General features: G+C 60.0%; 19 protein-coding genes and 1 tRNA gene. 8 read left to right on the top strand and 12 right to left on the bottom strand.

The annotated features are described in order from the left end of the window. Positions 1 to 14: 14 nt before the first annotated feature. Both pth and AC2YB9_RS04300 read right to left on the bottom strand, forming a co-directional pair. Entirely contained in the window at positions 15 to 581 is a 567-nt protein-coding gene (gene pth / locus AC2YB9_RS04305; protein ID WP_487267524.1) for an aminoacyl-tRNA hydrolase, read from the bottom strand. After that, positions 578 to 1,222: a 50S ribosomal protein L25/general stress protein Ctc gene (locus tag AC2YB9_RS04300; RefSeq protein ID WP_487268562.1), complete on the bottom strand. Its 645-nt coding sequence runs from the start codon at positions 1,220 to 1,222 to the stop codon at positions 578 to 580. The genes pth and AC2YB9_RS04300 overlap by 4 nt, the downstream gene beginning before the upstream one ends. Before the next feature lie 253 nt (positions 1,223 to 1,475). Here AC2YB9_RS04300 and AC2YB9_RS04295 point away from each other — a divergent pair, with 253 nt between their 5' ends. The 4 genes from AC2YB9_RS04295 (at position 1,476) to AC2YB9_RS04280 (ending at position 6,734) form a co-directional block, all read left to right on the top strand. Further along, on the top strand, positions 1,476 to 3,161 hold the full coding sequence (locus AC2YB9_RS04295; RefSeq protein WP_487267523.1) for a sensor histidine kinase: 1,686 nt from the start codon (positions 1,476 to 1,478) through the stop codon (positions 3,159 to 3,161). Continuing rightward, positions 3,162 to 4,367, top strand: coding sequence for a GGDEF domain-containing protein (locus tag AC2YB9_RS04290; RefSeq protein ID WP_487267522.1), 1,206 nt, complete (start codon positions 3,162 to 3,164; stop codon positions 4,365 to 4,367). It abuts the gene before it with no gap. A 121-nt stretch (positions 4,368 to 4,488) separates the two neighbouring features. Beyond that, positions 4,489 to 5,967, top strand: a complete 1,479-nt coding sequence (locus AC2YB9_RS04285) for a glycosyltransferase family 2 protein (RefSeq protein WP_487267521.1) — start codon at positions 4,489 to 4,491, stop codon at positions 5,965 to 5,967. A 50-nt stretch (positions 5,968 to 6,017) separates the two neighbouring features. Further along, positions 6,018 to 6,734, top strand: a complete 717-nt coding sequence (locus tag AC2YB9_RS04280; protein WP_487267520.1) for a hypothetical protein — start codon at positions 6,018 to 6,020, stop codon at positions 6,732 to 6,734. 21 nt (positions 6,735 to 6,755) lie between these two features. Here the strand turns inward: AC2YB9_RS04280 and AC2YB9_RS04275 are convergent, their stop codons facing one another. Together AC2YB9_RS04275 and AC2YB9_RS04270 are read right to left on the bottom strand one after the other, a co-directional pair. Next, the gene (locus AC2YB9_RS04275; protein ID WP_487267519.1) at positions 6,756 to 7,655 is read right to left on the bottom strand and encodes a response regulator transcription factor; all 900 of its coding nucleotides are present in this window, start codon (positions 7,653 to 7,655) and stop codon (positions 6,756 to 6,758) included. 25 nt (positions 7,656 to 7,680) lie between these two features. Next, complete coding sequence (locus AC2YB9_RS04270) at positions 7,681 to 8,601, bottom strand: glycoside hydrolase family 6 protein (RefSeq protein WP_487267518.1); 921 nt, start codon at positions 8,599 to 8,601, stop codon at positions 7,681 to 7,683. Positions 8,602 to 8,883: 282 nt separating this feature from the next. On the opposite strand from AC2YB9_RS04270, the gene AC2YB9_RS04265 reads away from it, so the two are divergent. Continuing rightward, the gene (locus AC2YB9_RS04265; protein WP_487267517.1) at positions 8,884 to 10,689 is read left to right on the top strand and encodes an MSCRAMM family protein; all 1,806 of its coding nucleotides are present in this window, start codon (positions 8,884 to 8,886) and stop codon (positions 10,687 to 10,689) included. Positions 10,690 to 10,702: 13 nt separating this feature from the next. Then, positions 10,703 to 10,939 (top strand): hypothetical protein, encoded by a 237-nt coding sequence (locus AC2YB9_RS04260; protein ID WP_487267516.1) that lies wholly within the window; start codon positions 10,703 to 10,705, stop codon positions 10,937 to 10,939. A gap of 35 nt (positions 10,940 to 10,974) precedes the next feature. Here the strand turns inward: AC2YB9_RS04260 and AC2YB9_RS04255 are convergent, their stop codons facing one another. The 4 genes from AC2YB9_RS04255 to AC2YB9_RS04240 all read right to left on the bottom strand — a co-directional run bounded on the left by AC2YB9_RS04255 (position 10,975) and on the right by AC2YB9_RS04240 (position 14,955). Then, positions 10,975 to 11,949, bottom strand: coding sequence for a ribose-phosphate diphosphokinase (locus AC2YB9_RS04255; RefSeq protein ID WP_487267515.1), 975 nt, complete (start codon positions 11,947 to 11,949; stop codon positions 10,975 to 10,977). After that, the gene (gene glmU, locus AC2YB9_RS04250; RefSeq protein ID WP_487267514.1) at positions 11,946 to 13,403 is read right to left on the bottom strand and encodes a bifunctional UDP-N-acetylglucosamine diphosphorylase/glucosamine-1-phosphate N-acetyltransferase GlmU; all 1,458 of its coding nucleotides are present in this window, start codon (positions 13,401 to 13,403) and stop codon (positions 11,946 to 11,948) included. Before glmU ends, AC2YB9_RS04255 begins: the two co-directional genes overlap by 4 nt. 37 nt (positions 13,404 to 13,440) lie before the next feature. Beyond that, a tRNA-Gln gene (locus tag AC2YB9_RS04245) sits at positions 13,441 to 13,519 on the bottom strand. Between the two features lie 92 nt (positions 13,520 to 13,611). After that, on the bottom strand, positions 13,612 to 14,955 hold the full coding sequence (locus AC2YB9_RS04240) for an amidase (protein WP_487267513.1): 1,344 nt from the start codon (positions 14,953 to 14,955) through the stop codon (positions 13,612 to 13,614). 69 nt (positions 14,956 to 15,024) lie between these two features. On the opposite strand from AC2YB9_RS04240, the gene AC2YB9_RS04235 reads away from it, so the two are divergent. Both AC2YB9_RS04235 and AC2YB9_RS04230 read left to right on the top strand, forming a co-directional pair. Next, positions 15,025 to 15,519 (top strand): MarR family winged helix-turn-helix transcriptional regulator, encoded by a 495-nt coding sequence (locus tag AC2YB9_RS04235; RefSeq protein ID WP_487267512.1) that lies wholly within the window; start codon positions 15,025 to 15,027, stop codon positions 15,517 to 15,519. Positions 15,520 to 15,528: 9 nt separating this feature from the next. Continuing rightward, positions 15,529 to 17,304, top strand: coding sequence for an ABC-F family ATP-binding cassette domain-containing protein (locus AC2YB9_RS04230; RefSeq protein WP_487267511.1), 1,776 nt, complete (start codon positions 15,529 to 15,531; stop codon positions 17,302 to 17,304). A gap of 111 nt (positions 17,305 to 17,415) precedes the next feature. On the opposite strand, the gene AC2YB9_RS04225 is transcribed toward AC2YB9_RS04230, so the two are convergent. From AC2YB9_RS04225 to AC2YB9_RS04210, 4 genes are read right to left on the bottom strand one after another with little or no spacing between them, the layout of a single operon-like run. Beyond that, positions 17,416 to 18,336: a 4-(cytidine 5'-diphospho)-2-C-methyl-D-erythritol kinase gene (locus tag AC2YB9_RS04225; protein WP_487268561.1), complete on the bottom strand. Its 921-nt coding sequence runs from the start codon at positions 18,334 to 18,336 to the stop codon at positions 17,416 to 17,418. After that, complete coding sequence (gene rsmA, locus AC2YB9_RS04220; protein ID WP_487268560.1) at positions 18,337 to 19,206, bottom strand: 16S rRNA (adenine(1518)-N(6)/adenine(1519)-N(6))-dimethyltransferase RsmA; 870 nt, start codon at positions 19,204 to 19,206, stop codon at positions 18,337 to 18,339. It abuts the gene before it with no gap. After that, complete coding sequence (locus AC2YB9_RS04215; RefSeq protein ID WP_487267510.1) at positions 19,203 to 20,315, bottom strand: resuscitation-promoting factor; 1,113 nt, start codon at positions 20,313 to 20,315, stop codon at positions 19,203 to 19,205. Before AC2YB9_RS04215 ends, rsmA begins: the two co-directional genes overlap by 4 nt. Positions 20,316 to 20,375: 60 nt before the next feature. Further along, on the bottom strand, positions 20,376 to 21,218 hold the full coding sequence (locus AC2YB9_RS04210; protein WP_487267509.1) for a TatD family hydrolase: 843 nt from the start codon (positions 21,216 to 21,218) through the stop codon (positions 20,376 to 20,378). Positions 21,219 to 21,230: the final 12 nt, after the last annotated feature.

The following is a 21,230-nucleotide window of genomic DNA, read 5'->3' as shown; positions in this document are numbered from 1 at the left end:
GTGGGAACGGACGTTCAACGGTTGAACGCGCTCTGGGTCGCCTCGAGCCCGACGCTCATCAGACTCTCCACCGCATCGCTTGCCTCTTCGAGGTAAACCGGCAACTCGCGGCGCTCGGTCGAACTGAATCCGTTGAGCACGAAATCGTGAACCGTTTGACGCCCAGACGGGCGGCCGATGCCGACGCGGATCCGAGAATAATCGCCCGTGGAGACCGATTGGCGGATCGACTTCAAACCATTGTGGCCATTGTCGCCACCGCCAAACTTGACCCGAAGGGCACCGAATCCGATGTCGAGTTCGTCATGGATCACGATCAGCTTGGCCGGCTCAACCGAATAATAATCAGCCACCAGTTTGACCGGGCCGCCGCTCTCATTCATGTAGGAGCGAGAGCGTGCAACGATTATTTTCTTGTCGCCGAGATGGCCCTCAACGATATCGGCCCGGCGTGACTTGTGTGTTTTCCAGCCGCCGCCGATTCGGTTGGCCAGCGTTTCGCCCACCATGTAACCGACGTTGTGTCGAGTGTTGGCGTACGTCGGGCCCGGATTGCCGAGCCCGACGATCAACCAGGTCACTCCGCTTCGGTGCTCTCCTGCGCTTCGACCTCGTCGTCAGAAGCATCATGCTCGATGCCAGCAGCAGACTCAGCGGCCTCGAGTTCGGATTCGACCTGTTCAACGGTCGGCGCAGCGGTGACGTGCAAGATGAGCTGATCCTCATCAACCGCGAGCGTGCTGCCTGCGGGAAGGACGAGGTCCTTGGCGTGGATCTGCTGGCCGATTTCGAGGCCTTCGATCGACAGTTCGACGCCGTTGGGAATGTTGGTTGCTTCGGCCTCGACCGCGATCGAGTTGACCTCGGTCTGAATGAGCGAGCCCGGCACAGGTTCACCGACGACGCGAACGGCGATATCAATCGTGACCTTCTCGCCCTTCTTGACCATGAGCAGATCGGCGTGCTCAATGAAGCCCTTGAGCGGATCCCGCTGAATCTGCTTGGGGATCACGAGGTGCTTGTCCTTGCCGATCTCGATCGAGAGCAGCGCATTGGCGTTTTTGAGCGCCATCATAAGCGCATGTCCGGGCAGCGTTACGTGGACCGGGATTGAGCCATGTTCGTAGAGCACGGCAGGCACTTTGTCCGCACGACGGATACGGCGCGCGGCGCCCTTGCCGAATTCGGTGCGTTCTTCGGCTTGGATCTTGACTTCGGCCACGGGGGACTTCTCCTCGAATCGGATTTCTTCAACGTTGTGTGCCACCTGGCAAGGCGCTCGACACAGCACTCCGTGGAGCGCCTTGTCGATCACGGTCCGCGAATGGACCCTCGCCGAGGCAACTCCGGTAGTCTATCGCAGCCGCTCACACAGACGAAATCAGCCAACCATCAGGCTGCCGTCAGATTCCACCAAGATCAGCAATACACCAGTTCGGCCGACCGTGGACTCGCCTACGGCTAATGTCTGTGCCATGACCGTGGAACAAGTGGCGCGCAATCGGGTGTTGTCGCCGCATCAAACGTCCCGGCGCATCTTCCAAGCACAGATGATTTGTGCGGTCATCATCTTCTCTGCAGTCGGTCTGTCCTCCGCCGTGGGGAATCGCCACCTCGACAGTGCCCCGGAATTTTTGGGACTTATCATCGCAGTCTCGGCCACGATAGCTTCAGCAACGATCGGCTGGGAACGAGTCAGGCATCGCTGGACGCTGCTCCTGCCCCTAATCGACATCGTCGCCATCGTCCTGTTGAGCAGTTCGGCTCCATATACCGGACTCGCCGTGCTCCTCATCGTCCCCATCATCTGGATGGCGGCATCGTTCGGGATGTTCGGCACCATCGCCGGGCCGATGTTTGCCGCAATATCGCTGTTCGGCGCGGCGTCCTTACATTATGTGGACGGCAGTTCGGCGAGCTTATCGGCGACTGACGCGGGCGCGTTTCTCAGCCTGCTGGTCGTGTTGAGTGCCACTGCACTCGCAATCGGGCTTTATGACCGGCGGGACGCTGCCGAACGAGCACTGCTGCGTCGGCAAACAACGCTGCTTGAAACCGCGCTGAACGAGGTGAAAGATCAAGAGCAGACGGAACGACAACTGCTCGATGCGGTTAGTTTCGGTGTTGTCCAGATCAACCCCAACGGCACTGTTTCCTTGTTCAACCGGGCCAGTATCGGCTTCATGACAACACTGGGCCTTTCTCCCAACACGCGGTTGGACCAGCTTCCGATGTACCAGGCCGATCGAGTCACCCCAATCAAACGTCATGAGTTGCCGCACATTCGTGCGCAGCAAGGCGATTTCATCACTGATGAGATCTTCTGGCTGGGGCACCCCGGCCAGCGGCGGCTCGGCATTAGCGTTACGACCCGCCAACTACACGGTGCCGGTGGCGCGCGAGGCAACATCGTGATGGTTACCCGCGACATCACCTTCGCCGCCGACGCGATTCTTGCGCAGGATGATCTTGTATCGTCGGTGTCGCACGAGTTGCGCACGCCATTGACCTCGATCCTCGGATTCGTCGACCTTGCCCGCGAGGACGCTACGGTCAGCCCGGAGGTGCGCACGATGCTCGACGTCGCATTCAACAACGCCGACCGACTCTTGTCGCTCGTCTCGCGGTTGTTAGAGGCCGGCTCTCGTAATGCCGCTCCGCTTATCACATTGGCACCGGCTGACTGCGACATTGCCGAAATTCTGGCCGCTGCAGTTGAGTCCATCCGTCCACAGGCAGCCGATCGTATGGTCGAACTGATAGTTCCTCAGTTGGCGCCGACGACGCTGTATGCTGACCCGCTTCGCCTCCGTCAAGTGATTGACAACTTGCTTTCCAATGCACTGAAATACAATGATTTCGGCGGCCGCATCATGGTCGAACTCAAACAGGTGATGGACCCTACCAGCGCGCCCGAGGTTGAATTTCGGATCGCAGATACCGGCAGAGGCATGACCGAAGAAGAGCAAAGAGGCTTGTTTCAGAAGTTTTATCGTGCTGATTCGGTCCGTAACTCAAAAATTCATGGGACCGGGCTGGGGCTCAATATCAGCAAAGAAATAATCGAGCTGCATCACGGCTCCATCACGGTTCAGAGCGAGACTGGCCGTGGCACCGTCATGTCTGTTCGCCTTCCCCGAACGAGCAAGGACACCAACTGAATGCCTCCCATCATCGCGGTAGCAGCCATATTCTCGCCTCAGCTTGTACTCCCAAACAGCGCGAATGGACCGTATGGCGAGCTCGACCTCAACACGTTGCATTCCGTTGCGACAGTGGCATTGATCGTCGTTGCGACGGCCTACGCCGTGATCACCGCATTGCGACACAACGATCGAGCGAACCGCATACTGTGTGCCAGCTTCATTATGGCCTCAACGGCAATGGCAATTCCGAGTATCTGGGGCTCCGCCTCAGCAGCGCCAGCATTGACGACCTCGACAACATTGGCAAGTTCGGTTTACGCACTAGCGCTGATCTGGTCCGGCGCTCGTGCACTGGAAAACAAACGCCCCTGGTTATCGCTCTCACTGCTGGCTGCGGCCGTCACCGGGGTGGTGGCGTACTTTGACGACTCAGCCGGCGCACAGAGCGATGGCAGTCTTTTGACTTTCCTATTATTGGCGATATTTGCTGGGTTGGCCGGAGCAACGCTATACAACGGATCGTTAAACGCTAACCTCAATTCCCGGCTGCTGTGTGTTTCACTCTGGCTCTACGGTGTCGTCTATACCGTGTTGGCTGGAATTTTGACTGGTTTGCGCCTGCAAGGGATTTATAACAGCGATTTCCTGAGTGCACCGGTAACCGCTTTGCTCTTCTTGTCGCTCTTTCTCATGGCATCGATCTGCCTATCGGCACTGCGGGCGGAACGGCACGGAGCCTGGCGGTCTGGAGACGGCGCTTTCGATGAGCTCCGAAGCGAGCTGGACGTCATCAACGGGACTCGCTTCAAGCGGGACGTCTCCGATCGGCTCAACCGCATGTCACACGTCGGCGGGTACGCAACCCTCGTGGTGGCGGAGATCAACAACCTCGAGGAGCTGAACACCGCTTTCGGCCACGAGTTCGGCGACACCGCAATCACACATTTCATCGATGTGCTGCGAGCAAAGGTGCCAGCAGAAGCACTGATCGGACATCTGGAAAGTGGCCGGTTTGCCGTTCTGGCAATGTCACGTGCACCCGAACATGCACACGACATCGTCTCGGCAATCACCACCGGGCTGCTGAACACCGACGTCAAACCCGCCTCCGAAATCCGATTGGGTGCTTCATTTGGCAGCGCCAACACCTGGGCCAATCCGGCCATCTACGAAGATCTCCTGCAGGTGGCGGTCGACAATTTGGTCAGCTCGCAGACTTGAGCAAAAATTGCGCAAAAATTGCGCAACGCCACCTCGATTCCTGAGATTGGCCGGGCAGAATGCCATTGTTACGACCACTCGCGTAGGCGAGTGATCAAGTCAATCCCGCACAGGAGTATCCGTGAACGGCAAAGCCAGCCAGCCGATCAGACCGAGCCGAGACGACTCCGAGTATGTCCGCCGCCAGCCGGAGACCGATCCGGGATTCGAAGACTATGCCGATCATTTCTTGGTCCAGATGGACGACTTGCCCACCTACCGTTCGACGGTCGGATGCGTGATTCCGGCCTACAACGAGGAAGACTCCATCGGTGGCGTCATCGATTCACTTCTTGCCCAAACCACGCTGCCGAACTCAATCCATATCATCGTCAACAACAGCACCGATGAGACCGTTGAAGTTGCAAGTCACTACGCCGGCCTTCATGCCCGTGAAAAGAACGGGACCGAGGAGTTTACCGAGGTCTTCGTTCATGACATCGGCGAGAACCCCGACAAAAAGGTTGGCGCACTCAACTACGGCTTTTCGCTCGTTGAGGGTTTCGACTATCTACTTGGAGTGGACGGCGACACGACCGCCGAACCGCACGCGATCGAACACCTCGTCAATGAGATGGAATCGGACGACCGGATCGGCGGCATCTCAGCGATCTATACGATTGACGACTCCGATGTTCACGGTCTCATCCCGTCATTCCTGATTGCGGGGCAACGTGCACAGTTCGCTGCCTTCAATATGCAAAACCTGCTCCGTGGTCGAAACATGGCGGTCCTCGGCGGCCAATTTTCGATCTTTTCCATCGCTGCGCTACGACGGGTAATGGACGAAACCCATCAACGCAATCCTTGGGTACGCGACAGCGAAGTCGAGGATTCGCTGCTGTCGTTACAAATCAAGAACGCCGGCTACCTCACAAAGATCAGCTCGATGGCCCGAGCCAATGTCGGCGGCATGCAAACGATGCGCGCTTTGGATGCTCAGCAGGTCAAGTGGAATTTTGGCGCAATCGAGCTAATGTGGCCCGGCCAGCGCGGCGATACCAAGGGGCAACCGCTCCATCCCAATCTGCGGCTGCGATGGTTCGAACACCTGTCGATGGCGACCAATGCCTTGACCCGACTACTTTTCGTTGTTCTTCTCATTGCATCGCTGTCGATCGGGGCGTTCAGATTCATTGCATGGTGGCTGATTCCACCGCTGATTGCGACAGTGCTGAACTACCGAGTGTCCAACTCGATGAAGAACTCCAATGCAAAAGATCATGCCTTTGCTGTCTCGTTTTTTGCGGCTGAGGCGTACATGTGGATACGCATCGGTCATTTCATTCGGGCTTGGACAAAGTTCGCCAGCCGCACACAGACCGATAATTGGGCCGCCCAGGCAAAAGCAGAACGTGGCTCGGGTCATGCCTATTTGCTGCCGCTCGCTGTCGCCGCAATCTTGGCCATCGGCCTCTTGGCAGTCTGGGCCCAGTTCCCGCTGCCGATTCAGTCAACCATGTTGTCGTTCGGCTGGCCCGTGCTCGGTGTCATCACCGTCCTTCAAACGGTATGGATGGCGCTCAAGGTCGTGCGGCGACACAAGGGATACCAAGTCTGATGAACACCGACCACAGCACCGTAACTCGTCGATCTACAAGGAGCACTCCGGTGTCTATTCACCACAAGGCCGCAAAATTTATCGCTATCTTGGCGGCATTCACGACGCTGTCGGCCTGCAGCGCACTCGACAACTTTGGCGATCCCGCTCCCGCTACTCCTGCGGCTACATCAACACCATCAGTACCGACTGAATCGGTCTTCAATTCGCAGTTCACCGAAGACGGCACCTATCAATCGCACATCGACGTCAATGGCGTGGATTTCGTTTTCACCATTTGGCCAACCAAATCGACACCGCGCACCAATGATTGGTACCCACTCGGTAACAAATTTTTCTCGTTCACCCTCACCGCCTATGATCTTGACCGCGGATTACGCGACCCATTCAAAACCAAACGCAAGGTGTACCTGAGCCGCATCCGCGTGGCGGCAAAGACCACCGCAGCGTCAGGGGTCGCGGAGACGCCTTACACCCTCAGCTCGACGGCTGCGAAGATCACCTTCGATCCCCAGCCGGTGAAGTCGCGCTATGGAATGCTCATAACGTCGCCCAAAGGCGCTTTCGAACTGCGCAACCAAAAGATCGGCGAACTGGCCCTCGATACACAAGGGCTGACCCTGACCTTCGAGGCGACCGTCAGTATCCAGCAGACCGACAAATCAAAGACCTACGACACCGAGACCATCCACGAAGAAGTGCCGATCACGATTTTCAAGTCCACCAAGCCGACCAAGGTCTCACCCATCCCGATCGACGCGAACTGAGTGGAGACCAGAAGTGGCGTTTCAATCAGCGGCGGCAACCCGATAGCCGACGCCACGCACCGTTTCAATCCAGCGCGGCGTCGAGCTGTTGTCGCCGAGTTTGCGGCGCAGGTTCGCGACGTGAACCTCAACGGCGCGTTTGTCGGCATCGGTAACAAGATAAGAAGTCACGTAGCTCTCACCACGCAGCGCGAGGGTCAGATCGGCCTTGCTACGCACTCTCCGGCCGGAGGAGATCAAGGTTTGCATCAGATCGAACTCAGTCCGCGTCAGGTCGACGCCGCGTTCGTCTACCAGCACAATCCGGGTACTCGGGTTGAGCTCAATGCCTTTATAACGTAGCCATTTGTCGCCATCGGTTCGCACCTCCGGCTCAACGAGAACATCGTGCACGTTCTCGTCGCGGTCACGATGATCGTGGGACTTGACTATGACGCCGGTCCTGGCAACTAAAGCTTTGGTCATGGTCGCAGCCCCAGCAGCACTCGGTGCCGACGGAGCAGCCGGAGCGGCCTCGGTCAGGTCGCCGGAGGTTGTCCTTGCCCGCGGGCGCCGCAGCATGCTCGAAATACGGGCGCGCAATTCGCGCGGTCGAAATGGTTTGACCAAATAGTCATCTGCGCCCGAATCAAGACCCTGAACGACGTCAATTTCCTCACCGAGGGCGGTGATCATGATGAGGTACGTCGAACTGAACTCACGAATATTTTTCGCCGCGGCGAAACCATCCATCCCGCTCATCGACACATCCAGCGTGGTCAGAGCCGGGTCGTGTCGGCGAACCGCGTCAACACCGTCGGCACCATTCGAGGTCACAATGACCTCGAAGCCGGCTTGGGTCAAGATCGATTCGATCAGGCTACGAACATCCCTGTCATCCTCGACTATCACGGCAAGCAGTTTGTCGCCTTCGGTAAGCATGGGCTAATAGTACCAACGCTAGCGGCTACCAACCTGCGTTTGCGGCCAGTTCCAGGGCATTTGTCGTCCACCACGTGCCCGCTGCCGGACCGCCTTGGCATTCGCCATCGCTCTCGCCGGGCGGCTTGACCCACAAATAGGCATCCTGCGCGCTGCCATCATTAACGAATCCTGGTTCATCGCCCAAAGCGCTACCGGGCGGATTGCACCATTCCCCAGTCGAGCCGGCACCATTACGTCCACTGTCAATGACATAGTGCGCACCCCGGAGCGCGCCGCTCACTGCGTCGGCATACATACGCTCATCGGGACTTGCATCGTAACCGGCAACATTCGTGGCGAATCCTCGCACCTTGTCGATGCCTACACGCTCCAGGAGTGCTGCCATCTGTTGCGGCTCGATCCAATCGGCGTGGCCGGCATCCACGTAGGTGGTGGGCCCGGCACGGCGTAAGATCTCCACCGCCTCTTTGATGAGGGCGACACGCTCGTCGGTCTGCTCGCACTCGGCAGCCGTTGCCAACGCGTCCGGCTCCAATATCGCGACTGCCGTGTCATTGGCAGCAGCGGCGATCTCGCGAACCCACGAGAGATACTCTCGGGCCGACAGCCCACCTGTGGAGTAGCCGCCACTGCAATCTCGGTCGGGAATCCCATATATGACAAAAACCGGAAGCTGTGACTTCTCCTGGGCCGTAGAAATCAGTTTGCGAACATACGGCCCGACTTTGCCCTCCGGAAGCTTCTCCGGCAGAAGCCAAATTCCTGTCGGAACAGCAGCCAGACGTTCGAGTACGGCGCGATCGTTGCCCATCACTGTCGTTGCGGCTTGCGCCGCCGCCGAATGCGGCGCGGCAAACATTGGCGTTTTGAGAAACGGGTTGTGCTCCTGTGAAGCGCTGGAATCGCTCAGCCACGTGCCTGCACCAAGGGCCGTAGCCGCCAAGACGCCTAGAACAAATAGGCAAACCGGCACCCCGATGAATATGAATCGACTGTGACGACGGCGCATGTTATGGACACCAAACAAAAGAAGGACTCGCTAAGCGGGCGAGATCAGAACAGATAGCGGGACAAAGCTGCAATGAAGAAAGCATAACCCGTCGCGGCATGACCCGCTGGCCATGAATTTCTTGCCAAATTCAGCGCACGACCCCCTCCGTCTTCTACACTAAGTTCTGTCACATCGGCGACGGCATTTGCTGCCAACCTAGTAGAGAGCACCTTGATGCATCAGTCTCTTTCGCGCCGGTTGTTGACCCTTTCCATCGGACTCTTCTTGGCAATTGGATTGTCGCTAGCCAGCTCGCCGGTTCAGGCCGAACCCGCGGCACTGGGACAGATCACCGGCAAGGTCACCGATGCCAAGACCCACAAGGGGCTAGACCGCATTCGGGTTGAGGTATTCACGTCAAATTGGCAATACCTCCGCGCCACCACGGCCAACAAGCGCGGCGTCTACTGGTTCGGCGCGCTCCCGCTGGGCGCTTACCATGTCAAATTCATCGACACCCGCCCCCGCTACGACGTAACTGCCCATCTCGACACCGATCGACCCGTAACTGTGAAGCAAACCGATAGCGCGACGGTGTTAAACGTCAAACTTCAGCGCGGCGCAAGTATCACCGGGACCGTCAAGGCGGGCAAGTCACAAGCAAAAAATGCCAAGCTCATCGCGGTCAATCAATATGGTGGCTCGTACGAGGTCAAAGCCAACAGCAAGGGCCAGTTCGCCTTGGGTGGACTCAGCGCTGCGAACTACAGCGTCTTCGCATACGACGCGAAAAAGCGGTACACGGGACGAAGTGTCTACGTCGCAAATCTACGGTCGGGCGCATCCAAAAACATTAAAATTTCCATGAAAACGCGTGCCGGCGCCTTCGCCGGCTTACTCACCGCCGGTGGCCGCCGACTAACCAGCACGGTGTATGTCACTGCGGTTAACAAAAGCACCGGACAATTCTGGGTACAAAAAGTTACCAAGGGAGACCTGTCGAGTCTGCGCGGGCTCGCTCCCGGTAAATACAGCCTCAGCGTCCCCGGTGCTGACGGTTACCTCGGCCGGACAATCGCGAATATCGGCACCATCAAGTCCAAGCGCACAACCGATGCCTTCGCCAACCTCAACGTCCGCGGCGCACGTGTTGTCGGAACCGTTGTCGACGCCGACGGACAAAAGCCGCTAGCTGGCGTGGCAGTGTCGTTATACGACCGCTACGGAACCCAGGTGGGCCGGGGTAAGACGACTTCCACCGGCACATTTAGCATCGGCGGCAGCACACCGACGTCGACCGGACTCACATTGGTCGTCGAGTCCGAATCACCGATCAACGGTCAGTCGTACGCCAAGGTAACTCGAACCGGCCTGTCGCTGCGAACCGGAACCAACACCGATGTCGGAACCATCACATTAGTCGGTGGTGGCCATGTCGTTGGCAAAGTTGTCGACGCCACAACATCAATGCCGCTCGCCGGCGTGTCAGTGTCGTTGTACGACAGCCACGGCACGAAGGTGGCACGGGGCAAAACCACTGCCACCGGTGAATTCAACATCGGCGGCACGATATTAAGTTCGACCGGAATCAAACTAGTAGTCGAGGCCGAATCACCGATCAACGGTCAGTCGTACGCCAAGGTAACTCGAACCGGCCTGTCGCTGCGAAATGGCACCAACACCCACGTCGGGACCATCGCCTTAGTCGGCGGAGGGCGTGTCGTTGGCACCGTTGTCGATGCAGCAACATCTAGGCCCCTCGCCGGCGTCGCAGTGTATTTATTGGACCGCAACAACTCCGAGGTGGCACGAGGCGAGACGACAGCCAGCGGCAAATTCAATCTCGGCGGAACGACACTGAGCTCGACCGGACTCACGCTCGTCGTTCAAACGTATTCGTCGATCAACGACACGATCTACGAGACCAGCCGCACCCCGGAAATATCGCTAACCAATGGAACTATCACCAACGCAGGAACCATTGCGCTAGTCGCGGGTGGGCCATGCCATTGGCACGGTTGTCGACGCGGCAACTTCTAGGCCACTCGCTGGCGTGACCGCGATCTTATACGACCGCAACGGCAGCTGGTTGGCACAAGCAACAACTGATATCGCTGGTAAATTCGACATCGGCGGCGCCGTACTAAGTTCGACCGGCCTCACGCTCGCCCTTCGCCCGTATTCACCGATCAACGGCCAGACCTACGCCTACAAAGACATCCACGACGCAGTGTCGCTAACAAGTGGTATGAACACCCAGCTCGGGGTCATCACCCTAATTGCCTACTGAACTCAGACCGACAACGATCGCCGTGAAAGAACTACCTAGTTCTTAAACAGGCTGGTGACCGAGCCCTCCTCGAACACCGCCGCCGTGGCCTGCGCCAGTAGCGGCGCGATCGAAAGAACCTTGAGCTTGTCAAAGCGTTTGTCGTCGGTGATCGGCAGCGTGTTGGTGACGATAACCTCACACGCCGAAGAGTTTTTCAACCGCTCAACCGCATCACCAGAGAACACCGCATGAGTTGCAGCGATCACGACATCCGAGGCGCCGTCGTTCATCAGCGCTTCGCCGGCTTGGACAATGGTTCCACCGGTATCGATCAGGTCGTCAACGATCACGCATACGCGACCTTCGACGTCGCCCACGACCCGATTGGCCTTGGTCTGATTGGGCCGCGAGATGTCACGGGTCTTGTGAATGAACGCCAGTGGGGCGCCGCCGAGGGCATTAGCCCAGGCTTCCGCGACTTTGATGCGGCCCGCATCGGGTGAGACGACCGCAAGCGGCAATGAGCCGTACTTCTTCTTCACATAGTGGCTCAGAATCGGCATCGCGAGCAGGTGGTCGACCGGACCGTTGAAGAAGCCTTGGATCTGCGCTGTGTGCAGGTCGACTGTCATTAATCGATCGGCACCGGCGGTGAGGAACAGATCAGCCATCAACCGGGCCGAGATCGGCTCGCGGCCGAGATGTTTCTTGTCCTGACGCGCATAGCCGTAGAACGGCAGGATCACCGTGATGCGCTTGGCCGAAGCCCGCTTGAGCGCATCGATCATGATGAGTTGCTCCATGATCGCTTCGTTGATCGGCGCCGCATGGCTCTGGATCACAAAGGCATCACAGCCACGCACCGACTCATCGAAGCGGACGTATATCTCGCCATTCGCGAAATCGTACGATGTCGTCGGAACCAACTCGATCTCAAGCAGATCGGCAACCTCCCGGGCAAGCTTCGGGTGGGCCCGACCGGAGAACAACATGAGGCTCTTGGTCGGTGTGCGCTTGATACTGCTCAACGTGCTTCTCCTGAACGCTCCGGTGTTGCTGCTGCGGCTGCGTCGGCCGAAGCTGTCCCGGGTCGCTTCGCTGCGACCCAGCCATCAATGTTCCTCTGCTCGGAGTTGCCGACCGCAAGCGCCCCAGCCGGGACGTCCTTGCGGACCGTCGTCCCCGCGCCGGTGAAGGCGCCGTCGCCGATCGTAAGGGGCGCCACGAATACGTTGTCCGAGCCGGTACGCGCGTGCTTGCCGATCGTCGTACGGTGCTTATTGACGCCGTCATAGTTGGCCGTGATCGAGCCCGCACCGACGTTGGTGCCATCGCCGATCGTCGCGTCGCCCATGTAGGACAGATGCGGCACCTTGGCGCCCGCGCCGATGACCGAGTTCTTCGTCTCAACGAACGTACCGATTTTGCCGCCGACCCCGAGCTCCGTGCCCGGCCGCAGATAAGCGAATGGGCCAACCGTTGCCCGCTCACCGATCACGGAATCAGAACCGTGGGTACGTATGACTGTCGCGTCGACCCCAACTACGACATTGCGCAGTGTCGAATCTGGTCCGACCGTCGCGCCGGTAGCAATCGTGGTGGCGCCGAGCAGTTGAACGCCGGGCAGCAACGTCACATCGCTCTCGATCGTGACGGCACTATCGATCCAGGTGGTTGCCGGGTCCACGATCGTGACGCCTTCGCCCATCCAGTGTGCGCCGATGCGCCGGTTGAGCTCAGCGCCCAGCCGTGCAAGCGCGGCCCGGTCGTTAACGCCCTCGGTTTGCCAGACGTCTTCGAGCACGTGCGCGCCGACGGGCAGGCCCTGCGCCGCGGCGATACCGATGACATCGGTCAGATAGACCTCACCCTGCGCGTTATCGGTCCGAAGTTCGGCCAGCGCCGAAATCAAAAACCCTGCATCGAGCGCCAAGATACCGCTGTTGACCTCATGGATCTGTCGCTCAGCGTCCGTCGCGTCCCGGTGTTCACGAATCGCCGTGACGTCGCCCGAAGCATCGCGGATGATCCGGCCGTAGCCGGTGGGATCGCTGATCTCGGCGCTGAGAATTGTGACCTTACAGCCCGATGCGTTGTGCGCCGCAAGGAAATTGACGAGCGTTTGCGGCTCGAGGAGCGGGACGTCGGCATACGTGACGAGCACAGTTCCGGTCGGCGCCTCAGGAAGCGCAGCCAGAGCAATCTGAACCGCATGGCCGGTGCCATTTCGTTGGTCCTGGACCGCCAACACGATGCTCGGATCCAACTCGATCACCTGCGCCGCAACCTGTTCACGATCGTGACCGACGACCGCGATCGTTGTCGTGGCACCCGTCCCGGCGACTGCCGCCAGCGAGTGCGCCAGCATGCTCCGGCCACCGATTTCGTGCAAGACCTTCGCCTTGTGCGATTTCATTCGAGTGCCGGCGCCGGCGGCAAGGATTACGGCGGTGACGTCCCCACCAGGCAAATTCGTGCTCACGGGACTCCTTTTATTGCCGAGCTCTCTGAAGAACTAGCTCCCCGGGTAGGAGTCGAACCTACGTCGCTAATCCGCATTCAAAGTGCGGCGGGCCCTGCCGGCAGACCAACCGGGGAATATGTAACCGCGAACAGACTACCGTCTGAACGTTGCGTCATACGAATCGTGGTCCCCGACCCTCAATTCCTATGACGTAATGCGGGGGCGGTCACGACGAAAGCCGCTCGAACTGGCCGGCTAATGCCATCAGACGGGCATCGTCGCCATGCCGCGCAATCAGTTGGATCGCCAGCGGCAAACCCTCCTCAGGCGTAATACCCGCGGGCAGAGACACCGCCGGAACACCCGCGTGATTCCACTGCGCCGTATACGGGTAAAACGCATTCATCGACAGGACCGTGGCCAACGCGCCCTTGTCCTTCCAATGCTCTACTGGAACGGCCGGTCCGCTCATGACGGGCGTCAGCAGCACATCAACACCCAACCTGTCGTGCAAGCCGCTGCCGAACTTCTCGCCCGCGCGCTTGGCCCAGTCGACCGATCTGCGACCGAATGGACGACCAAGCCGCACGATGCCTTGAGTTCGTCGTTCCAACCGGCGCGGATCATCAGTCCCGTCGGCTGATTCGCAGATGCCTGCGAGATAACGGACCGTGAGTGCCTTCGAGTCAAGCCCGTAAGGGATCTCGACCTCGGTGACGGTATGACCCGCGGCACGGAATGCTGCGGCGGCATCGGTCAATGCGGCCCGCACTCTCGGGTCAAGCGGGAGCGCCTTAGTGGCCGCAGCAGCGCTGAAGGAGAGGCCGATCCGCAGCGGCGCCGGATCGGTGCTGGCAGCAACCACCAGTGACTCCCCGAAACTGCCGAAACTGTCCAGCAGCAGCGCGCTGTCGGCAACGCGCGCGGCTAGGCCACCCTGCGTCGATAAGCCGTGCCAGCCACCCGAGCTTGGCATCGTGCCGTGAGTCGGCTTGAAACCAACCAAGCCGCAGCAAGCGGCGGGTATGCGGATCGAGCCGGCCCCGTCCGACGCTGTGGCGACACCCACCGCGCCAGCAGCGACGAGCGCCGCAGAGCCGCCGGACGAGCCGCCGGGCGTATGCGCGAGATTGCACGGATTGCGGGTGATGCCGGTCGCGTCAGACTCAGTGAAGCCGAAAATCGCGAGCTCAGGCAGCGTGGACTTGGCGACAATAACCATGCCAGCAGCCCGGATCGCGGCGATCAAATCGCTGTCTTTGGTCGCGATAAACTCCATCGCGTTGCTGCCGCGCCCGGTCACGCTATCGGCCAGGTCAAGATCATCCTTGACGACGATCGGTATACCCAACAGCGGGCGACTGTCGCCACCAGCACGCAGCAGATCGGATTCATCGGCCGCCGCGAGTGCCACCTCGGCATACACGCGGACGGTCGCATTGATCGCGGGATTCTCCCGCTCGATTGCGGCAAGCGTGGCTTCAACGAGTCGGCGCGACGTCAATTCGCCCGACGACAGCAGCTCGGACTGACGGGTAGGGCCAGCGGAAACGAAGTCAGAAGGTTCCATGATCGGACTCTAGCCGACGAACGCGCAACCATCTTGATGTCAAGAATCTTGAAAGCGTACGCTGTGCACATGGCCGAGGACCAAGTCGATCAACTGATTGCCGCTTGGCGGCGCGAACGACCTGAGTTAGATGTTGCGCCAATGCATGTCCTGAGCCGGGTGTCGAGATTGGCACACCATCTTGACAAGGCCCGCAAGCAGGCATTTGCCAGCCACCATCTTGAGGCCTGGGAGTTTGACGTCCTCTCCGCGCTGCGCCGTTCGGGGAAGCCCTACCAACTCTCGCCCGGACAATTGGTGCACGAAACCCTTGTTACCAGCGGCACGATGACTAACCGAGTCGACCGACTGGTCACCCGCGAACTCGTCGGGCGGCTGCCCGACCCCGGGGACCGACGCGGCGTACAGGTCCGTTTGACGACCGCCGGCCGCAAGGCCGTTGACGGCGCACTCGATGCGCTACTCGACCACGAACACGATCTTCTCGCCGGCCTGTCCCCCGCCGCCGCCGAGTCCCTCGCGGATGCCCTACGTGTCCTCTCGCTCCCTTTCGACACGCACTAGACTTAAGCAGTGGCTCATCTTCTCGGCGCAGAATCAATCGCTCTCGACTTTCCCACCAAAACCGTCTTCGAATCGGTCACGATCGGGATCAATGAAGGGGACCGAGTAGGGATCGTCGGCCGCAACGGCGACGGCAAATCCAGCCTGCTCTCGATCATGGCCGGTCGGATGCAGCCCGATTCGGGCCGGGTGACGACACGCGGCGGTGTACGAATCGGAATGCTCGATCAAACTGACACGCTCGATCAGACCCAAACCGTCGGTCACGCGATTGTCGGCGATGCGGCAGATTACGAATGGGCCAGCAACTCGTTGATCCGCGACGTCATCGCCGGGCTTGTGGCCGATATCGGCTGGGATGACATCGTCGGGACGCTCAGCGGCGGCCAGCGACGCCGGGTCGCACTTGCCGCTCTCTTAGTCGGTGATGACGACATCCTGTTCCTCGATGAGCCGACCAACCATCTGGACGTCGAAGGCATCACCTGGCTCGCCGGCCACCTCAAGACGCGATGGGCCAACAACGTCGGTGGGCTACTAGTCGTGACCCACGACCGTTGGTTCCTCGATGAGGTCTGCAACATGACCTGGGAAGTCCACGACGGGATCGTCGAGGCATTCGAGGGCGGCTACGCGGCCTACATCCTGCAGCGCGTCGAACGCGATCGGATGGCCTCCGCGACCGAATCCAAACGACAAAACCTCATGCGCAAGGAGCTCGCCTGGCTTCGCCGCGGCGCTCCGGCTCGTACCGCTAAGCCGAAGTTCCGGATCGACGCGGCCAATCAGCTGATCGAGAACGAGCCGCCACCGCGCAATCCGATCGAGCTCAAGCAGATGGCGACCGCGCGGCTCGGCAAGGACGTCGTGGACATCCTCGATGCCGGCGTTTCCTACGGCGACAACGAAGTCTTCAAACATCTCGAATGGCGAATCGGACCGGGCGAGCGCACTGGCATCTTGGGCGCCAACGGAGCGGGCAAGTCGACGCTGCTCGGACTTGTGACCGGCGACCTCCAGCCAACCAGCGGCCGGGTCAAGCGCGGCAAGACCGTCAAGGTCGTCACGCTGACCCAGGAGCTCAATGAGCTCAAAGAGGTCGGCAATGATCGCGTGAGTGACGTGATCGGTCGGCAGCGCACCTCGTACGTCGCGGGCGGCAAGGAGATGACACCCAGCCAGTTATTAGAGCGGTTGGGCTTCTCCAACGCCCAGATGGCGACCCCTGTGCGCGATCTGTCCGGTGGGCAGAAGCGGCGCTTGCAGCTCTTGCTGATCCTGCTCGACGAGCCGAACGTCCTGGTTCTTGACGAACCGACTAATGACCTCGACACTGACATGCTCGCAGCGATGGAGGATCTGCTCGACTCGTGGCCCGGCACCCTGCTCGTCGTCTCGCACGATCGCTATCTGATCGAACGCATCACCGATCAGCAATACGCCATCATGGACGGCCATTTCCGGCACCTGCCCGGCGGCGTCGACCAATATTTGCGCCTTCGTCACGAGCAGAACAACCCGGTTGCTGCGGCCACGCCTGCCGCGAAAAAACCTACCGGCCTGTCGAGCGCCGAGCTGCGTACGACCAAGAAAGAGGTCGCCTCGATCGACCGTCGTATGACGAAGATGACGCTCAAGGTCGACAGCCTGCATACCCAAATGGCCGAACATGATTCGGGTGACTATGAAGGCTTGTCGACGATGTCGCAGCAAGTCAAGAAGCTCGAGGCCGATATCGAAGAGCTCGAACTCCGCTGGCTCGAGTTGAGCGAAAAACTCAACTGACGTCGATAGCGCCAGTCCCCAAGATTTGGCCGAAATCATCCCGTTTTTGGACCTTTCGGGCTCGGAAATGGGACAAGATCGGCCAAATCTTGGAGCGTCGCGAAGCTTCGGCTAGATCAGGCGAGCGCCCGGCACTGGCCCTCTGGCATGAACGACATCAGCACACACCAAGGAGCTCGCCAGCGCCACTGAGATGTCCATCGCGTGGGCTTCATCGCGGGCCAGGAACATCGCCGTCGGGCCGGAGCCGGACAGGAGTGCGCCAAGCGCATCGCATCCCATCCCGACGTCGAGCGTGTTGGCAAGCTCGGGTCGCAGCGACAGTGCCGCCTCGGTCAAGTCATTGGACAACGTGCCACCGAGCGCTTCAGCATCCCCGGCGCGGAGTGCAGCCAACAAATCATCGGCAACCAGCGGTTGGGGAACGTCACGGTCGGCGTTGAGCCGGTCGAATTCGCCGTAGACCGCGGCAGTAGACAGCCCGTGCGATGCGATCGCGAACACCCAGTGATAACTGCCGCGTGCCAATACCGGGCTGACGAGTTCGCCCCGACCGCCACCCATCGCGATCCCGCCGTGCAGCAGAAATGGCACGTCGCTGCCTAGCTGAGCGGCAAGCTTTTCCAGCTCCGCACGGCTCAGGCCGGTTCGCCAAAGTTCATTGCAGGCGGTTAACGCTGCGGCTGCATCAGCCGAACCGCCGGCCATACCGCCGGCCACCGGAATGACTTTACGGATAGCCAGTTCGGCCCCATCATCGATCTGAGCATGCTCGCGCAGGAGCAGCGCGGCGCGGATCGCGAGGTTGCTGTCATCCTCGGGAACGGGTGCGTCCTCGGCACGGCTGTCGCCGTCGAAATGAACCCGCACCGACAAGGAACCGTCATCGACCGCTGTCGCACGGACCTCGTCATGGAGGTCGACGGCCTGATAAACCGTGGCGAGCGGATGGAATCCGTCGTCACGCTTCGGCCCCACGCCCAAACAGAGATTGATCTTGGCGGGTACGCGGACGGTGATCACGAGACGAATCTAACTGGTCGCCGGTGAATGAGCGACAAGGCAGGCGGCGATCTGGGTGAAGTCGTGAACCGTCAGTGTCTCGCCGCGCGCCTGTGGCGAGATGCCGGCCGAAAGAAGTACCGCTTCAGCCGCAGCGCCCGATCCCGCCAGCGCCGACAGCGTCGATCGTAAGGTCTTGCGCCGCTGGGCGAAGGCGGCATCAACGACTGCGAATACCCGCTCGCGAGGAACGGTTGCGCTGGGCGGTTCACGCCGGGTCCACGCAACAAGAGCAGAATCTACATTCGGTGCCGGCCAGAAGACGTGTCGGCCCACTGATCCAGCCAGCGACACATCGGCATACCACGCCGCTTTGATGCTCGGAATACCGTAGATCTTCGAACCAGGTACGGCCGCCAGCCGGTGCGCAACCTCGGACTGGACCATGACTAGCCCGGTCTGCACTGACGGCAGCAACTCGAACAAGTGCAGGAGCACGGGCACCGAAACGTTGTAGGGCAGGTTCGCGACGAGCGCCGTCGGCGCGGGGCCCGGGATTGCGGTGACCCGCATCGCGTCTGCCAGCACAACCTCAAATCGATCGGCGCGCTCGGGCGCGAATTCAGCGATCGTCGCCGGCAGGGCCGAAGCCAACGTCTCGTCAATTTCGATCGCGATGACCCGGTCCGCGACGTCGAGCAGCCCGAGGGTCAATGAACCGAGACCGGGGCCGACCTCGAGGACAGTGTCCTCAGGGCCGACCCCCGACGCCTTTACGATGCGACGCACAGTGTTGCCGTCGATGACAAAGTTCTGCCCGCGTTGCTTGGTAGGGCGTATGCCACATGTCGTCGCAAGCCTGCGGACGTCCGATGCCCCCAATAGCCGGCTAGTCGTCAGTTGAACCTCGCGTGTGCGCAGCCCCACTGGCCCCAGCCCGACCGGGCTTGAAGGATCTTGGCCCGTTTGATCTGCTCTTCGCGTGGATGGTCGCTCGGTAGACCTGACCCGCCGACGCTGTGCCACGTCGCGGCGCTGAATTGAAGTCCACCGTAGTAGCCATTGCCAGTATTGATACTCCAGTTGCCGCCCGACTCGCACTTGGCGATCTTGTCCCAGACGCTGTTGGAATTGACGCTCGGAGCTTTAGGAGCCGCCGCAGTGCCGTGCTTCTCGACCTGCTTGACCGGCGCAGATACGACCTCACTGGTAAGTACCTTGCGGTCACGTACCTTGCCATTCGCGTAGGTTACGGTGACTTTTTCCCGCTTCTCGCCAGCCTTGCCCGGATCGACGACCTTGACCTTGCCCTTGAGCATCGAGTCGTCCTTCTGGACCTCAACCGGGTACTTGACCTTCACCGTTTCGGTTTTTGTCTCGGTCTTGATGCGTACGACCTTGAGTGCGGCGTCGTCGGTGACGAGTGCGTCTGTGCCCGGCTTGACCTCGTCTTCGGGAGTCAACTTGACGCCCGCGTTATCGAGGACTTCACCGACGGTCGGCGCATTCGTCGTGATCTTCTTGGTCTTGCCGTCGGCAACGACCTTGATCTTCTTGGAATTGCTCACCACGAGATGCATGCCCGAGCGCGGAATCGTTTGATCTGCTTTGGCGGACATGTAGGCGCCCGGCTTCGGGTCAACCTTGAATTTAGCCATGGCGCGCTTAACCGAAGGGTGAAACAGCAGATGGGTCTGTGTGACGCCATCGACCGAAAGCGTCATTGGCCGCGCATAATCGACCTTGATCGTGCCACCGTCAGCGACGACTGCCCCCGACGCAGGACTGACCCGGTCGGCGGGCTCGACCGAAATTCCTTTGGCCGTAAGCACGTCGTCCACGCTCTCGCCGAAGGTCCGAACGGTCTGCGACTGGCCGTCGACGGACAGCGTGACGGTTTTACTGATCACACCGAACGCAGCCGTGCCACCAGCCACAACGAGCAGAATAGCTAGGTTTAGCGCAAGTATCGAAATCCGCTTGCGCCCTAAATGTTTGACACGCCGCATGCCTCTCCTTCTATGTGTTGAGAATGCAACTCTTCGAGGATAACGACTCGCTGGGCGCCGTCAAACTAAATTTCCCCAACTGCCGCCAAATGCACAATCGGTGTTGCGATTAATGTCCCGACACAAACCATCGGTCGAAATCCCTAGAAAATCAGCCATAAAGCGCACTGTGAGCGGAATTAGATAGGACGCATTGGGTGCCCCACGATGCGGCATCGGTGTGAGGAAGGGCGCATCGGTCTCGACCAAAATTTTGTCCCGCGGAGTGATCGCGAGTGCACCTCGAAGGTTTTCTGCGTTTTTAAACGTGACGGTTCCGGCGAATGACAACCATGCCCCCCGGTCAAGGCAACGGCGGGCAAAATCACCATCTCCGGAGAAGCAATGCATGACCACGCGGTCGGGGACACCCTCGTCATCAAGAATCGCCAAGACATCCTCGTGAGCGTCGCGATCGTGGATCACGAGCGTCTTGTTGTGGCGTTTGGCAATGCGTATGTGTGCGCGAAAAGACTCGTGTTGGGCGGCTCGGCCGTCCACACCGGTGCGGAAGTAGTCGAGTCCGGTCTCACCAACCGCGCGTACACGAGTCTCGGTGGCGGCGAGCCGCTCAATCTCGGCGAGCGCATCAGCAAGTCCATCACCCAGGCCCGGCGCTTCATTGGGGTGAATCGCCACTGCAGCGACGATCTCATCGAAGCTGTTCGCGGTCTCCACAGCGAACCGTGAGCCGGCCAGGTCGCAGCCGACCTGGACGATCCGCGTCACGTTGACCGCGATGGCGGCGTCCAGCGCCGTCCGCACGTCCGGACCGCCAAACTCGCGTGATGTGTCCAGATGGCAGTGATTGTCGACGACCGGCGCCGGCAATGCCTCGGGCGCCGGCGGTCGCTCCTTCTTCACGCGAAACGTCCG

It is taken from the genome of Aeromicrobium changchenzhani (genome assembly GCF_057586615.1).
This window is presented reverse-complemented; position numbering and strand designations above follow the sequence as displayed.

Excerpts from the sequence above, each read along its gene's own strand:
- AC2YB9_RS04295 (WP_487267523.1), top strand. The coding sequence starts at position 1,476 with ATGACCGTGGAACAAGTGGCGCGCAATCGGGTGTTGTCGCCGCATCAA.
- AC2YB9_RS04290 (WP_487267522.1), top strand. The coding sequence starts at position 3,162 with ATGCCTCCCATCATCGCGGTAGCAGCCATATTCTCGCCTCAGCTTGTA.
- AC2YB9_RS04275 (WP_487267519.1), bottom strand. The coding sequence starts at position 7,655 with ATGCTTACCGAAGGCGACAAACTGCTTGCCGTGATAGTCGAGGATGAC.
- AC2YB9_RS04265 (WP_487267517.1), top strand. The coding sequence starts at position 8,884 with ATGCATCAGTCTCTTTCGCGCCGGTTGTTGACCCTTTCCATCGGACTC.
- AC2YB9_RS04240 (WP_487267513.1), bottom strand. The coding sequence starts at position 14,955 with ATGGAACCTTCTGACTTCGTTTCCGCTGGCCCTACCCGTCAGTCCGAG.
- AC2YB9_RS04235 (WP_487267512.1), top strand. The coding sequence starts at position 15,025 with ATGGCCGAGGACCAAGTCGATCAACTGATTGCCGCTTGGCGGCGCGAA.
- AC2YB9_RS04215 (WP_487267510.1), bottom strand. The coding sequence starts at position 20,315 with ATGCGGCGTGTCAAACATTTAGGGCGCAAGCGGATTTCGATACTTGCG.